A 17,376-nucleotide genomic window follows, 5' to 3' on the forward strand; every position below is an offset into this window, starting at 1 on the left:
TTACGGGTATTTTAACCGCTGCTTTTATCTTTTTCAATATCTCAATTCTGGAATCCTCAATTTCGGCTGGTGATTTTTCAACATCTGAGATAGTGGAGTAGAAATTAAGTTCCAGACCATCAACACCTGTCTCTTCCAGGTATTTGGCATACTCAACCCAACTGACATCATAAGTGCAGTTAAGACTGGCAAAAACCGGAATTGACACTGTTTCTTTCAGCTTTTTAAGTGCCAAAAGATGAGCCTTAGGTCCTGAATGTTCAATATTCGGGAAAAGGGTTGTCATCTCTGCATGAATATCATCAAACTCATGCAATTCTTCTTCCAGTTCGGCAGCTTCCAAATGCAGTTGCTCTTCAAAAAGCGATTTATAGACAATCGCAGCTGCGCCAGCATCTTCCAGTTTCTTGGCCATTTCCAAGTCCAATACAAGATTGCTGGCTCCAATAATGATGGGGTTTTTCAGTTCAATCCCCAGGTAAGTTGTTTTTAAGTCCATAAGAGGTGATATAAAGGGTTATTAATTTCTTCTGTTTATTAACAAGAAGCTGAAAGCAATTGTTTTACAATTAAGACATGAATGTCTGAATTGAAATTCAATAAGTGAATTTAAGTTACACCCTTTCCGTTGTAAAATCAAAATTCTTATTGGCAAATCCATAATATACCCGTTTTAAATAATGATACATTGGTGACGAAGTAATACTTCATAATCGAAGTCTGTTTCTTCAATAATGAATAAAACCAAGTGCTTAATCGTCGATATAAAAAACAATATCCCTTTAAATAACAGGCTATTAAGATCTATGGCATATTGATTGACACCTTATTGAGTGTTTTTAAAACCGATACTATGAAAACTTCGAAATTATATTTTACGCTAATAATGATAATATTGGCTACTTCGTGTCGTTTAGATGAAAAATTCGAAGACATCAAACCAGATGATTTAATGGCGCAGACGAAGGTTCCGGATGGTTTTAATTACCAAACAGCCAATACGATTACATTAACTATCACCGACTTTAAAACGACAGATGAGAATATTATTAAGTACGACATATATCTGTTTGACTCCAATACCGACATAAAGCAAGTTGAAATTGAGGAAGAGGATGGTAAAATATCTAAATACAACAAAATTGATATGAACTTCTTGAACAATAAAGTTGCGTCCATTACATCTTCAAATACAACATATAGCAAACAGCTTGTATTACCAGCTGCCAATAAGCAGATTTACATTAAAAGGCAGGAAATGGGGCTTTACAGCGATCATATTGTTGATATTATCGATAATATGGCAATATTAAATCGACAATCTACCGGTTTAAAAGCCTCCACCAACAATGCTGCTACCGATATATTCTACTGTGTTAATGGTTCCGGCGATGTTTTTACCATCAATCAATCAACTGGTGAACTGGCTATAATCAGTCAATACCCAGAGAATAGTGGTAGTTATAACTGTGCCCTCGATACAACAAATAGAATAATGTACACCACCTCGCGAAAAAGCCCCAACAAATTATGGCATTTTAATATCGATGATCTTAGTTGGACAGATGTTGGCACTTTTCAAAGCGGACCACGCATGGCTTATGATCATCAAGCAGAGGAGATTTATTTTTCAAATAACAAAGATATCTGGGTGCTTAATCCATTAAATGCATCGATTTTACGAACGCTAAATATTACCAACTTTGTGCCTAGCAGTTCTGCCGGAGATATTATTTTTGATATTGATGGTACCACCTATATCTCATCTACTTCAGGTGTGTTTAAAGGAACTGTTTCTGATAATACTTTAGACTTGACCTACATTAGCGATGCTAGTTTACCCACTTTTCCAACATCTCTTACAATTGATTCTGACCGGCAACTATGGTGGGCAGGCAATTATAAAGTTAGCGGTGTAACTAAAGGCCATATGTTTATTATGGATAAAGAAACAGGGGCATTTGAACAACGATTTGATCCTTATGATATTCAGATTAACGATTTAACCACCTTGCCCTATAAACCCGAAGATGTACCTAATATTGACAGTGACAACGATGGTATTGTTGATCAGTACGATGAATACCCTAATGATGCCATTCGCGCTACCAATGAATATACGCCTTCTATATTTGGCAAAGGTACCTATGCGTTTGAAGACTTATGGCCTCATAAAGGCGATTTCGACTTTAACGATCTTGTTATTAATTACAAATACATTGATGTTAAAAACGCTGATGATAAAGTTGTTGAAACTAAAATGAACTTTACCATAAAGCATATTGGAGCAGGCTTTAGAAATGGTTTTGGAATTGAACTTGATATACCCGAATCGTCAATACAAATGGTAAATGGATATCAACTAACAGGCAATAACATCAACCTTGATGGTAAAGGACTTGAAACCAATCAAGCCAAACCAGTAATTATAGCTTTTGATGATGTAAAAAATACTGGGACAGGTGGCGTAGCAGAAATTATAATTAGTTATAACGAGCCGATAGCCTCAACCAACCTTAACAATGTCAATCCATTTATATTTGTAAATCAGGAACGCGGTAGAGAAGTACACTTAGCAAATAAACCTCCTACTTCATTAGGTGGCTTATACCTGGGAACAGAAGATGATGCTAGTGAAAATGAACAATACTACCTAACAAACAACAACCTACCATGGGCAATTGACATCATTCATGATTTTGCATTTCCTAAAGAGAAAGTGCAGATAGTTAAGGGGTACACAAAGTTTGCTGCGTGGGCCGAATCTAAAGGAACAAGCAATTTAGATTGGTATAAAGAGCATAATCGTTTAAGTGAGTTTCTATATTAGTTTTTGCATTAGGACCATGCAGAGCTGATAACCCGGGCTTTATCTTAATAGCTCGGGTTAGTTTTTTTCTTTATATAAAGAAAGGGAGCTTATAATAAACTCCCTCAATCTTTCCTGAAAAGTTAATTATATGTGTAAAATACTATTTTACCTCTTCCAAAATTAATTTAGAAACACCATATGCTTCACTGGTTATTTCAATGGTTAACGTTCCATCTTCGTTTAAATAAATTTTATCAGCATTACCTTCAATGAATTTCTTTTGATTAAGAACAACATCATCGTATTCCATTTCTGAGTAATCCTTTAATTTAATTGTAAAAATACAAAGTCCCGTTTCTTCATTCGTAATTTCATCCGTACCCAGTTTGTCAGCGGCTAAAGGAGCAGCAACAACTCTTCTAAATTGAGCCAAATAACTTTTCATCTCACTCTCACTAACTTCAGTAAATAACTCAAAACCCCATGGTTCATTCAGATAAGTTAACACCTTAGCTTCCAACTCATCTTCTGGTACATTCATGGCAATACTTGGTTTCATCATTTCACCATCAGCGGCAAAAGATAATACCATATTGAAATTCTTGGCATGTTTAGCGTCGTTAATTCTGGTTCCTGCCACATAATCATCATTTTCTTTAGCTTCAACCATCTTGTCTGATGCTTGAAACTCTTTATATGCCCATTTTTTTGAAGTAACGGTAGAATAATTCTCACCAATCTTTTCCAACAACTCCTGTGTTTGCTTTGCTTCTAATTCTTCAGGTGTTAACTCGTCATCTTTCGAACATGCTGTTAAGCTAATGATTGCTCCCATCATTAGAGCAAAAAATCCATTCAATTTATTCATAGTAGTGATTTTAATTAAGGTGAATTCCCTTAGGTTTATACTAACTGCTTATTTTATTTTTGAAATGAGTATGTTTTAAAGCGCTTAGGGCGTGCCTGTTTTTCTTTTTTCGAGCCATACATGCCTGCAATAACATTTGGATCATCCACCTCTTTAATGCGAATGGCCAGTTTATAGGCGCTAATATTGTCTTCGTTGATATCTAATGCAGATACATTATAACTACCGTAATTATTACCGGCTTCAATGACAACCTCTCTCTGGAAACTAAAATTTTCATCAATCTCTCCCGTTGTTTCCCCGCTTACCCCTTCTAAAATCACAGTAATATCATGGTCGAGTTTATGGCTTAACAACAAACTATCCTGGTACACTCCTTCTTTGTTGGTGTGATTATTTTCCTCATCCAATCCTACACGAACCAGAGCCTGTTCTGAACTCAAACTAACTAAGGGATTATCATCGTAATATTTCACATCCGATACATTTTCGTATGGATTTTCGCACGATAGAAGGCTACAGCCTATTAACAACGATAAAACTAAATACTTCATAACTGATACTAATTGATGTATGGGTTTGAATTGGTTTCATCTTTGGGAATATCCCATGTATATAAAGGCGAATTAGGTGCTAATACGTTTCCATTTTTACGCTCCACCACCAGGTTTAATTCGCCTGATAAACGCTTCAGATCATAAAATCGTAAACCTTCTGTAAACAGCTCTCTGCGTCGTTCTTCAAGAATGTCAGTTTTACTTGGTGCAGCCGTTAACAGCTCAGCACCCCGTTTCTCTTTTAGAATATTCAATATCCGCATTGCTTCAACGGGATTACTGTCCAAGATTGCTTCTGTATAGATCAGGTATTGTTCAGCCAGCCTTAGGTATTTATAATTCAGGTTCCGATCGGCCATATTATTACGCTCATTGACTGGTGTAATGTATTTATATGGAATCATACCTGATCCGATGTATGAAGCATCTTTCCTGATATCATCCGGCGAAAAACTAGTTATTAATTGATCGCTTAATCGCACACCATTATTCACGTATATCTCATGATAATCAATCAGATCAGCATCATCTGTATCGCTTAAATCGTGGGTCATAAAAATTACCTCGTGATTATCAGCTCCAAACTGGTCTTCCCAAAGCATCCAATAGTCGTCCTTTTCCAACAAGGCCGTATTGATAAAATGCTCTGAAGCTGTTTTGGCTTTTTCCATGTCACCCATAAAAAGCGCTACTCTCGCCTCAAGTGCCCTAAGGGCATCCAGTCCAAATTGATAGGCTTTAAGACTGAATGTTGGCGAATAGTTACTTTCTATCAGAAGCTCTTGGGCTGTCTCCAGATCATTAAAAATCTGCATATAAACCTCTTCTAATGTTGCCTGTGGTAAATATTCCAATTCAAGCTTCAACTTAAGAGGTATGGCCTTTTCATTTCCATTTGTTCCATCGTAGCGAGGTGCATAAACCTGAACCAGATTAAACAAAGACCAACATCTGATTCCTAATGCCTGAGCATATATCTGATCAATCGTCTCTTGTTCCGATTCATCGAGTGCCGGAACAATTGAATAAGCATCGATTACTACATTGACTTGTGCTATTAACTGGTATTGATACATCCAAATAAATGGTTGTGGTTGTGTTTGATAATCCCAGTTAAAGATGTAATAGTTGGTTGGTAAATATCCGGGAACAACGCTTGCAAAATCATCACTTGCAAAATCACTCGCCTGCATATTCATCGCTGATGCAGTCATACGACGGTACACATTGTTCAGTGCCATTTGATAGGATTCCACATCTGCAAATGCTTTCTCCTGCTGCACCACATGCTTGGGTGTGATATCCAACAAATCACAAGCTGAAAACAACACCGATGCACATATGACTATTAATATATTTTGATAATTATTCCTCATCTGTATTTGCTCTTTTAATGTGAATTAAAAAGTGACATCAATTCCTAATGTGAATGATCGTGGCAACGGCTGCCCAACTCCAGTAATCTCAGGATCGATTCCTTCATAACCAGTAATGGTTAGTAAGTTGTTGGCCTGAGCCGTAATTTTAAATGCTGAAAAACCTTTCAGGTTAAGGTGCTCACTTAAATTGTAGCGGATAATGATGTTCTTCCATCGGATATAGGATGCATTCTCAACAAACAATGAATTCACACTTGTATCGGAAAAATACTTGGGATAAGGTAAAGGTTTAATATCACCTGGCTTTAACCAGATATCGTTCAAAAAGCCTTCGTATGGCACCTCTCCATTCTTAACATTGCGAATCATGATGGCTTTTAAGTTATTGTAGTTAACACCACCCCAGGCATAAGTAAATAAAGTTGATATTTCCAGGTCGTGGTAGTTAAAAATGTTTGTAATACCACCTGTCACCGGATGTGTATAGGTTCCGAAACCCGTCATTTGTGGAGCTGCCCCACCGTGAACCATGTTCATATTCTCGTCGTAGAAAAGCGGCATTACATTAACAGGATTCACCCCCGCCCAATGATTAACGTAAGCAGAGTTTACCGGCTCTCCAACTTTAAAATAGCCTTCCTGACCTACCTTTATTTCATCCTGCAGATACAGATCGGTAATCTCATTATCATTGTAGGCGAAGTTAATGCTGCTTGTCCACCGGAAATGATCGGTTCGGACAGCTACCGCACTCAACTGCAACTCAAAGCCCCGGTTCCGCAACTTACCAATGTTTCTGAGTAATCCTTCATAACCATTACTGACCGGAATATCAACCTCTGCCAATAAATCATCTGTATTCTTTATGTAGGTCTCGACAGTACCGTAAATGCGGTGTTGCAACAATCCGAAGTCAATTGCCACACTCCATTGACGTGATCGTTCAAACTTGAGATCAGGATTCCAGAATTCAAGCAGATTGATAACGCGTTCTCCTAAATAGGTGTCGCTATTGGTAAAATCATAGAATGGTAAACCTAATGTCTGACGGATACCACCTGAATTATAGTTCACTCCGTAAGAAACTCTTAACTTAAGCTGATCGAATATTTCGGCAGAAAACCATTCTTCGCGTTGAATATTCCAGGCTGCTCCTGCACCCCATGCTGGCACATAGCGCTTATCTTCAGGTAATATAGACGAACCATCGTATCTGAATGACCCGGTAAGATTATAACGTGAATCGAAATTGTAGTTAGCACGTATATAATATCCGTGTAACGCATCGTTATATTTCGAAGGAGTAATGGTTCCCTGCGGATTCATTCCTATCTCAGGATCCACTTTTTCGGAAATACCTATACTATTATAACCAAATCCCCAATTCTTATTATGGATATATTCGGTACCTCCATTTAAGGAAATGGAGTGATCGCCAAAGTGCCTGCTATAATCGGCATTTAAACTTACCCGTGAAATAAATGATTTAGATACACTTTTTCCGAAAGCTCCCTTACCTTTTAAAATACCTGCTTCTTCTACAATTTTATTGGGTAAGGTTACACGATTGTGCTCTCCATCATTATAAGTGATTCCGAAAGCCGCGTTTAGGTTAAGACCTTTGGCAGCCACCCAGTTGATTTTCGAGTTAAGGTCGATACGCCACGAAGTTAACTCAGAATATCGCCCATTGAGATCATCAAATGGATCTTCGAAATATTGAATACCCCTGACAACCGGATCTCTTGCAATGAAATCTTCGGTTGTGGTGGTTTCGTATGGTTGCAATGTATAAATCAAACTGGCTGGTGTTGCTGTCTGTGATTTTGAGCGCTGGCTGCGACCTACTGAAGAATCAAAACCTATGGATACATCTTTATTGATGTTGTGATCGATATTAAAGCGTGTTGTAAAACGCTTGGCCCATGATAGATCATAACCTCCTTGCTCGTCGTAATAGCTGGCTGACAAGTAATAACGGGTATTGTCAGCCCCGCCTGAAAAGCTTAACTGTAAATCTTTTACCCATGCAACGCGAGACAGCTCTTTTAACCAGTTGGTATTCTGACTTTCCAGGCTGCGATAGCGTTTGTTCTTAATGAATATTTCTTCTTCTGAATCACCTGGTCGGGGAGTGTATAAGTAACCCAATCCGTTGACAATTTCCAGCTCTCGCTCAAGAGCCAGCTTCTCGGTTGATTGCATCAAACTAATGCCACCAAGACCAGATATTGGTTTAACCGTATGCTGATAACGGACATTGTATTGAGTTTTACCGGCAATACCTCGTTTGGTTTTGATTTCGATTACCCCATTTGCACCTCTTGTACCATATTCAACTGTCGAGAGTCCGTCCTTCAGTACGCGGATATCAACAATATCATCAGGGTTAATGGTATTAAACACATCCGAGGAGATTGGAGATCCATTCAGAATGTATAAAGGCTCGTTGGCTAAATTGGCTGAAGCCAGTTCTGCATCGTCTTTGGCGCGGATACCTAAGGAGCTGTTTCCACGAATTCGGATGGTTGACTTTTCGCCCGGCTCACCACTTGCCTGAATTGACAAACCAGCTACCTGTCCTTGCAACAACTGATCGAAAGAAGCTGCCGGTGTGCCTGCCGAAAACACTTTGGTATCAATTTTACCCACGGAACCTGTCAGCGTTCGCACATCCTTTTGGTTCTCACCAAAAACAACCACTGCATCCAGATCGTGGGATAATGGCTTTAATTGCACATCAATAATGCTTTTTGTACCAACAGTCACTTCCTGCGCTTCAAACCCCACATAGGAAAATAGTAAAACACTCTCTGATGTTAAGCCACCAAATTTATAGTGCCCGTCATAGTTGGTGATTACTCCTGAGGTCGTGTTTTTGAGCACAATGGTAACACCAATAAGGCTTTCTCCTGTTTGTGCATCGGTCACCAATCCTTCTACCGTACGTTGTATTTGAGCCTGCAGATTATTCCCAAAAAGGCAAAACATGCACAGTGTCAGCAATGTTAAAACGAAATGTTTCAGTATAAACTTCTTCATTACATTTATCTATTATTCTTTCTTAATCTCTAATTCTTAACGAGTTCAGAATCATTCTTTGGATTCAATATAAACTCCAGGTGTTCTTCCTTCTTCAAATATTTTTTGGCCAGCTTACTCAGCTGTTTTGATGTCACACCTTGTATTTGTGCTTCAAAACATTCGAAATCATTCTCATCCTCTCCCCTTGTCCACTGGTCTTCCATCACCCGACGCCAATAGCCATTGGTTTCAAGTGATCCCTTGCGATTCTTCAACCAAGCGCTTTTTACCTTTTTCAAATCATCAGATGAAATACCGTTTTTCATCTTTTCAATTTCACCAAATGTTGCTTGCACCAGCGTATCAACGTTGGCAGGTGAACAAGTAAAGTATACATCCATGCGGTAGCTGTTAAAAGGCCGCTGCAGTATGGTAGATGAAGCATAAGGAGAATACACGCCTCCTATTTCCTCACGTAATTTCTTGTTCAGTTTGATCGTCAATATGTCGGTCAGTAATCCCATTTCAATTCGCGCTTTTTGCGAACCAGGATATTTGCCCGTAAATCGCATCAGTACTTTTGATTTCTCAACTGTATTGCGAGGGAAGCTATGGCGATGCTCTCCTTCAGGTGCACGCACACCATGATCTTTATAGGATGTATTGATTTTATTACCCGGCAAACTACCAAGATACTTTGCCAATAATGGTTTCACCTCTTCAACATTAAAACTCCCGACCATGAAGAACCTGGTACCATATGCCGATTGAAAACGTGAATTGTAGAAATCAAAGGCTTTTTCCAGACTTATTTTATCTAATTTCTCAGGTGTCAGTAAGGTCGCTGTTCGCGGGCTGTTTTGCATCATCACCTTGTTTACCTCATCAGCAAAATATGAATCCGGATTATTAAGTGAGTTCCGATTATATTCCTTTTTGTTTTTGATGAACTGCTCAAACTTATCCACATCTTTACGTGGTGCTGTATAAGTCAGGTAAGTCAGTTGCATTAAAGTTTCAAAATCTTCGTTTGATGAAAAACCTGTCACCCCTTCAGTGTATCGATGCATGTATGGCGCTACATAAACCTGCTTGCCAGATGTCAGACGCTCAATTTCTAAAGCTGTAAAACCCGACAATCCGCCCTGACTAACTAAAGTGGCTGCCATTGAAGCATTATCAAAATTATCATTGTCGGCTAATGAATATCCGCCTTCGCGCAATGATGAAAAACGAATTTCGTCGTTTTTAAAGGTTGTTGGTTTAAGCGCCACACTTACTCCATTAGCAAATTCAATGGTGGTAATGCCCATTGATTTGGAATATGATTCTTTAATGATCGTTCCACTCTGCGGGAACTCAGCCATTAACGGCTCGTTCACACTTATATCAACATATGGCTTTAATGCTTCATGATCTATATCGTTAAGGGCCTTTAGCAACTCCTCTTCTGTTGGTGTTTGAGCTCTTTCCGGTGCCGTTACAAAAACCACCCGATTCTTTTCAGATTGATCAATGTATTCATTCACTAATGCCTGAATATCATCCAATGTTATTTCGTCAAGCACCTTCTGTACAAAATCTTTTTTAAAGGCTATGCTTGTATTTTCCTCACCATAAATAATGTGGTTTGAAAGGGCATCCATCATCTGACCTGAAGTGAGTTTATCAGCTTCCAATGCCATTCTGGTCATATCTTTGTATAGGATCTCTTTCTTACGATCCAGCTCAGCCTGCGAGAATCCATGTTTTTTAATTCGCAGCAACTCACTCATTAATCCTTTTGCACCTTCAAGTATATAATCCTCTTTCACGGTTGCGATGGACATGTATCGGTCGGTATTGCCCGAAGCACTAGCGGCATATGACTGAGCATACATAAACGATGCATCCTTTTGCTGTGCAACCTCAGTCAGGCGCTGGTTAACCATATAGGTGTAAATAATATTGGTGACGCTTCGTTTAAGATCAGCCAGAGTGTTTTCAGAGCGATGTGGAAACTTATGTACAACCTTAACCGATGTACTGGTCAGCTCTTTATCTTTAATAACTTTTATCAGGGTATTTTCATGCGATGGTACAGTATATCGAATACGTTGCGGAGCATCCTTATCAACTGTCATTGAGGCGAAAGTATCCTTGATTCGTTGCTCAATATCGTTCTGATCAAAATCCCCCACAACAACCAACGTTGATAAATCGGGGCGGTACCACGAGCGATAGAACTTTCTTAATTCCTCATCATTTCCAATTTTTGTGACCACTTCCATGAGTCCGATGGGGCGACGATGCAGATATCTGGCATCACGATATAATAAGGGATACATTGCATCCTTCTGACGCTGATCTAAGCCAATAGTTGTACGCCACTCTTCCAATATTATCTTCCGCTCGCTGTCGATATCTTCTGTGTTTAAAGACAAGCCATTTAACAAGTCACCAAAAAACAAGAACGCTTTATCCAAGGTCTCTTTTTCTCCATTGGGCATCGGTAGCATATACACTGTTTCATCATAACCGGTGTAGGCATTTATATCAGTCCCAAATTCAACACCTATGGACTGCAAGTAATCAATCAGACTATTGCCCGGAAAATGCTTACTCCCATTAAACACCATGTGTTCTAAAAAGTGAGCAAAACCACGCTGTTCTTCCGTTTCTAATATCGATCCTGCGTTAATAATCATCCTGAATAATATCTGTTTATCGGGATTATCATTGTGCTGCAAATAATAAGTAAATCCGTTGGGTAGTGTTTTCTTTACAATGGATGGATTCAAAGGAATCTCAGTATCCTTTAAATCCTTTTGCCCCAATACAGGGCATACTGTTACTAAACAGATTAATATAATTTGAATGAAATACTTCATGTATTTAAATTTTGTTTTCCTCGCTACCTACAATTCATACTCGCTGGTAGCTCTACCTTAATTATTCCCCCTTTGCGATAAATTCCCTTGGCTTGTTTTCGCCAGGATTTTGATATTTATCGGCCGTAAGATTACTTGCTTTTAAGCCTTTACACAAGCTCATTACAGTGAAATGATAATTACAGGTAGTGAAAACAAAATTCAGATACGTGAACGTGAATCCATTCCTTGATAATAATTTCTTACATACCCCTCTTCCCCGCTTTTCTTTACAAAAACCTCATATTCATTTATTTCCCTAACTCTTTATTTCCCTCGCGCAGATTGTTTCACCCACACCGCATTTTAATAAGTATTTTATCTCGTTTCACACAACAATCATCTGTCAATTAACGGCATTGTAGCAATGAAACGACCATTTTTTATTGTAAAATCGCACTCCAGATTAGCAATCAGTTTATAACGTGCATTTAAATACTTTAACCCTTTGCCACTTGCTTCCCCAATCGTTTCTTTCGGTCTTAATTCGTTTTCAACAATAATTCTTCCATCCTTCACTTCGATGTCAATGGCTAATGGCTGTGATTCAGAAGCAATATTGTGCTTGATACAATTTTCGACCAACAATTGTAAAGAGACCGGTAATACTTTACTATCTTGATACGCATTTAGGTTTGATATGTCCATTTTTACGGAAGAATTACTGCGCAGATTAATAACATCCACGTATTTGCATGTAAAATCAAGCTCTTCCTGCAAGGTCACCATTTGTTCTCCTTCAATGCTCAGCAGATAACGGTATAACTGCGAAAGATCGCTCAACATATTACGTGCAGCATCAGCATTCTTTCGGAGCAAGGCTTTAACAGTTCCCAAAGAGTTGAACATGAAGTGAGAATTCAATCCGGATCGTAACAATTCTAATTTGATGGAAATGGTGTCACTCTTTTGTTTTTCGTGCTTTAAAAGCAGGTTAAGGTGCTCCTGTTCGGCAGAAGCCCTCAGCATAAATTCACGTTTCCAGTTGATAATGCTGAAGATTATAATTACGAGAAGCATAGCCAAGAAGAGGAAGAATAGTAAAAACATGTTTCGTTCCTGATCTGCAACCATATCCTTCACCTCAAAACCCGGAGAAACATTTAAAACAACCCAGGAATCATTCCTGAACTTCATAAGGCTATGCTCTTTAAAAACAGGTAAGCCAAGGAAATCTGATTTATCAACATGTAAAGTATCCAGTCGATTGGTATTGAATTGCCTATTACTCAATAGATTTTCTGGCAATAGATATTCTTTTCCCACACGCGTGATATCAGGATGATAAACACACTGCTGATGTTGGTTAATTACAACCTGGTACACAGAGGTGTAGATATTATCCCAGATAAACTGCTTATGCACCTGGTGCAGGTCGATGAGGATACCACAAGTACTCTGCTTTGACTGGTTTATTATACTACCGACATATAAGAATCGTTGTGAATAAACTCTTGAATTGGTCTCCAACAAAGGTGCTTGAAGCAACTGAGTAAAATCGGGCAAAGAATCTTTTACATCCATGGATTCAGCGCTCAAAAGTTGATTTTGATCCCATATACCAATAGCCACAATGGAACTATCCATTTTCAGTAATCCATTTAATATCTCCTGCTGTTTGGGCTCTTCAATCAGCAGCTCATCATACGCATAAGCAACTTGTTTTAATACCTGATCATAGCTTCTAAAGTAATTATCCAGAAACTTCTGGTAACCAATGGTACTTCCATGAATAATGGATTTTGTTAAGGAGTCGGATTGGTGTTTAACTTTACGCTTAATTCCAAATGTTCCTATTGAAAATACTATCACTAAAATAACCATGGCTGCCCAATGCCATCGCTTAAAAAGCATACCCTTTATCAGTTGATAATCCACTCTTTAAATTCTTTAGTTCTGGAATAACTTACAATAATCTTCTCCTCCGTTTCCTCGGTCATCTTAATCTCTAACCGGCTCCGGCTAATGGTCTTAATCTCGTTTACAAAACTTTTATTGATAAAATAGCGGCGATTCGCCCTGAAAAACTTCTCAGGATTCAATTCTGTTTCCAATTGTGCTAATGTTGCATCGTAGTAATACTTCTTACCCCCTTGCGTAATAGCAAACAAATATCTGTCATCGGCCATAAAGTAAACAATGTCTTCTACCGAAACAGGTTTTTGAATATTCCCTAATGTTAGCACCAGACGACTCAAATAAGGAGAAGAATTTGTGGATATTTCACTCACAGACAGTTGTGCCAACAGTTTTCTGATTAACAAATTATCAACCTGAAACTTATTGTACTTATCAAGAACCTTCTGCAAATCAGGCGATTCAATTGGTTTTAAGATATACCCTATGCTATTGGTTTCAAATGCCTTTATAGCATACTTATTATATGCTGTTATAAAAACAACAGGAGTAGAGATATTCAACTTTTTAAATATTGAAAATGACAGCCCATCTGTTAATTCAATATCTGAAAAGATTAAATCACATTTGTGATTTTGCAACCATTCAATACTATCTGTAACATTTGTGAGATGTTTAAGCACACGAATGGAAGGATCAAGCGTCTGTAGTTCTTTGTGTAATTCCTCAGCCAACAGGATCTCATCCTCAATAATAATTACTTCCATACCCCCGATAATAATTTCCCGGCTGCAAATGTAATCATTTATCTTAGTGAAACTCAAAACCAGCCTGTTACATTGGAATAAACAGAATGAATCAAAGTAAGGAGCGAGAATTGGTTAGTTAGGTTACAGATTCAGCTTACCTATGGATGAGGTATTTAAATAACAAAAGCCGCTCCCAAACGGAAACGGCTTTATTATATCTGAATTGAATTGATTACTCAATCACTTCATATTCCAAATCATTCAAACGTTTGTATGAGCTGTAACGCCATTTAGCATTCTTTTCTGATTCTGCGAATAACACCTTCGCATCCTCAGGGAATGATTTAGCAAGAGCTGTGTAACGAACCTCGTTCATTAAGAAGCTTTGGAACTTATCCCACTGCGGAGGCTTCGAGTCCAAAATAAATGGATTCTTACCTTCGTTCTCCAACATTGGGTTGTAACGATATAAGTGCCAGTATCCACACTCAACAGCTTTCTTACCTTCATCCTGAGTTTTACCCATTCCTGTTTTCAGTCCGTGAGCAATACATGGTGAGTAAGCGATGATTAATGATGGACCAGGATATGCTTCAGCCTCCTTCAGTGCTTTGAAGTACTGAGCCTGGTTAGCTCCCATTGAAACCTGAGCAACATAAACATAACCATAGGTAGTAGCCATCAAACCAAGGTCCTTCTTGCGGATGCGCTTACCTGAAGCAGCAAATTTAGCAACTGCACCAACAGGTGTTGACTTAGATGACTGACCTCCTGTGTTAGAATATACCTCTGTATCCATTACTAAGATATTTACATCTTCACCGGAAGCAATTACGTGATCTAAACCACCATAACCGATGTCATAAGCCCATCCGTCACCGCCAAAGATCCAAACTGACTTCTTAGATAAGTAGTCCTTCAATGCTAGGATTTCTTTAGCAACAGCATGTGACTCATTCTCAAGAGCAGTAACAACAGCCTTAGAAGGAGCTACGTTTTCGTTACCATTATCTTTCGTCTCTAACCACTTTTCGAAAGCAGCTTTTGTTTCAGCGCTAACTTCAGTCATCGACTCATTCATCTTACGCTCGATACGGTCACGTAGCTTCTTAACACCAGTAGCCATACCTAGACCGTACTCAGCATTATCTTCGAATAATGAATTTGCCCAAGCAGGACCTTTACCCTCTTTGTTTGCACAATAAGGAGTTGCAGGAGCTGAACCACCATAGATTGAAGAACAACCTGTAGCGTTAGCAATCATCATACGGTCACCGTACAATTGTGTAATTAATTTGATATATGGTGTCTCACCACAACCAGCACAAGCTCCTGAGAACTCGAATAATGGCTGAGCGAACTGAGAAGCCTTCACATTCATGTCCTTAGCCATGATTTGATCCTTGATAGACACTTCTTCTACCATGTAATCCCAACGTGCGATTTCAGCTTGCTGAGTCTCAAGTGGCTTCATCTCAAGCGACTTCACTTTAGATGGACAAACGTCGGCACAGTTACCACAACCTGTACAATCTAAAGCACTCACCTGGATACGGTACTGAAGACCGTCGAATCCTTTACCATTCGCTTTCTTAGTTAATGTTCCCTCAGGAGCGTTAGCCAATTCTTTTTCGTCTAATAAATATGGACGAATAGCAGCGTGAGGACAAACATAAGAACACTGGTTACATTGGATACAGTTATCAACCTGCCACTCTGGAACCTCAACAGCAATACCACGCTTTTCGTAAGCAGTTGTACCAGCAGGCAATGTACCATCTTCGCGACCTTTGAAGATACTTACCGGAAGATCATCACCTTTTTGTCCGTTTACAGGGAATACAAAATCTTTGATGAACTGAGGTGCTTTTCCATTTGTTGGGAATACCACTTCAGCAGCTTCATTAGCCCATGATGCAGGAACAGTGATTTCATTTACTTCGCCACCTTTATCAACAGCCTGGTAGTTCATATTAACGATGTTCTCACCTTTCATACCGAAAGACTTCACAATCGCTTTCTTCATTTGCTCAACAGCTAATTCGTAAGGAATTACTTCTGCAATTTTAAAGAAGGCCGACTGCATAATGGTGTTGGTACGGTTACCTAAACCAATTTCTTTGGCAATGTGAGTTGCATCTATCGTATAAAACTTGATCTTGTGATCTGCTATGTAACGTTTCACATGAGCTGGAAGATGACTTTCCAATTCAGCCTCGCTCCATGAGCAGTTTAATAAGAATGTTCCACCATCTTTCAAGCCCTTCAACATGTCGTACATGTTCAAATAAGCAGGAACGTGACACGCGACAAAGTCAGGTGTATTTACCAAATAAGGTGAACGGATTGGTGTATCACCAAAACGTAAGTGAGAAATTGTGATACCACCCGACTTTTTAGAGTCATAAGCAAAGTAAGCCTGAGCATACTTATCTGTGTTATCTCCAATAATTTTAATAGAGTTCTTGTTAGCACCAACAGTACCATCAGAACCTAAACCATAGAATTTACCTTCGAAAGTACTTTCTGCAGCCAGTGAGAATTCTGGTAACAATGGTAATGACGTGTGAGATACATCATCAATGATACCTACTGTAAACTGATTCTTAGGCTCATCCTGCTTCAAGTTTTCGAATACACTCAACATCATAGCTGGCGTTGTATCTTTTGAAGATAAACCATAACGACCACCAACAACAATTGGGGCATTTTCTTGTCCGTAGAATAAGTCACGGATATCAAGGTACAATGGATCTCCGTTAGCTCCAGGTTCTTTTGTACGATCAAGAACAGCAATCTTCTTAGCAGTTTTTGGGAATGCTTCGAAGAAGTATTTTGCAGAGAATGGACGATACAAGTGTACAGCAATCAAACCAACTTTCTCACCTTTAGCAGTCAAGTCATCAATCACTTCCTTAATCGTATCGGTGATAGAACCCATTGCAACAATGATGTTTTCTGCATCAGCAGCACCATAATAATCAAATGGACGGTACTTACGACCAGTTATTTTACTTAACTCATCCATGTACTCAGCTACCATATCAGGCAATGCTTCGTAGAATGGGTTAGCAGCTTCGCGAGCCTGGAAATAAACATCAGGGTTTTGAGCTGTACCACGTGTTACAGGATGCTCAGGATTCAATGAATTGTCACGGAAGGCTTGAAGTGCTTCCTGATCAACAAGACCAGCTAAGTCTTCATTTTCTAATACTTCAATC

At 38.8% G+C, this 17,376-nt stretch carries 10 protein-coding genes; 1 reads left to right on the plus strand and 9 read right to left on the minus strand.

Features of this window, described 5'->3' with window-relative positions; genetic code table 11:
- On the minus strand, positions 1-499 hold a 499-nt coding region (locus AC4MRQ_RS19250; protein ID WP_491199338.1), incomplete at its 3' end, for a beta/alpha barrel domain-containing protein.
- Positions 500-853: 354 nt separating this feature from the next.
- Here AC4MRQ_RS19250 and AC4MRQ_RS19255 point away from each other — a divergent pair.
- Positions 854-2,830, plus strand: a complete 1,977-nt coding sequence (locus AC4MRQ_RS19255; protein WP_491199339.1) for an LruC domain-containing protein — start codon at positions 854-856, stop codon at positions 2,828-2,830.
- A gap of 142 nt (positions 2,831-2,972) precedes the next feature.
- On the opposite strand, the gene AC4MRQ_RS19260 is transcribed toward AC4MRQ_RS19255, so the two are convergent.
- From AC4MRQ_RS19260 to nifJ, 8 genes are all read right to left on the minus strand, one after another.
- Positions 2,973-3,680 (minus strand): hypothetical protein, encoded by a 708-nt coding sequence (locus AC4MRQ_RS19260; RefSeq protein WP_491199340.1) that lies wholly within the window; start codon positions 3,678-3,680, stop codon positions 2,973-2,975.
- A gap of 53 nt (positions 3,681-3,733) precedes the next feature.
- On the minus strand, positions 3,734-4,234 hold the full coding sequence (locus tag AC4MRQ_RS19265; RefSeq protein ID WP_491199341.1) for a hypothetical protein: 501 nt from the start codon (positions 4,232-4,234) through the stop codon (positions 3,734-3,736).
- A gap of 8 nt (positions 4,235-4,242) precedes the next feature.
- The gene (locus AC4MRQ_RS19270) at positions 4,243-5,613 is read right to left on the minus strand and encodes a RagB/SusD family nutrient uptake outer membrane protein (protein WP_491199342.1); all 1,371 of its coding nucleotides are present in this window, start codon (positions 5,611-5,613) and stop codon (positions 4,243-4,245) included.
- A gap of 24 nt (positions 5,614-5,637) precedes the next feature.
- Positions 5,638-8,658: a SusC/RagA family TonB-linked outer membrane protein gene (locus AC4MRQ_RS19275; protein WP_491199343.1), complete on the minus strand. Its 3,021-nt coding sequence runs from the start codon at positions 8,656-8,658 to the stop codon at positions 5,638-5,640.
- 29 nt (positions 8,659-8,687) lie between these two features.
- Positions 8,688-11,510: a M16 family metallopeptidase gene (locus AC4MRQ_RS19280; protein WP_491199344.1), complete on the minus strand. Its 2,823-nt coding sequence runs from the start codon at positions 11,508-11,510 to the stop codon at positions 8,688-8,690.
- A gap of 378 nt (positions 11,511-11,888) precedes the next feature.
- On the minus strand, positions 11,889-13,427 hold the full coding sequence (locus tag AC4MRQ_RS19285; RefSeq protein ID WP_491199345.1) for a sensor histidine kinase: 1,539 nt from the start codon (positions 13,425-13,427) through the stop codon (positions 11,889-11,891).
- Positions 13,412-14,173 carry a LytR/AlgR family response regulator transcription factor gene (locus tag AC4MRQ_RS19290; protein ID WP_491199346.1) on the minus strand — a complete coding sequence of 254 codons (762 nt, stop codon included), beginning with the start codon at positions 14,171-14,173 and terminating at the stop codon, positions 13,412-13,414. The genes AC4MRQ_RS19285 and AC4MRQ_RS19290 overlap by 16 nt, the downstream gene beginning before the upstream one ends.
- Positions 14,174-14,387: 214 nt before the next feature.
- Positions 14,388-17,376 (minus strand): pyruvate:ferredoxin (flavodoxin) oxidoreductase (nifJ, locus tag AC4MRQ_RS19295; RefSeq protein ID WP_491199347.1); only part of this gene is annotated, 2,989 nt, incomplete at its 5' end.

This window comes from Carboxylicivirga sp. (assembly GCF_982718395.1).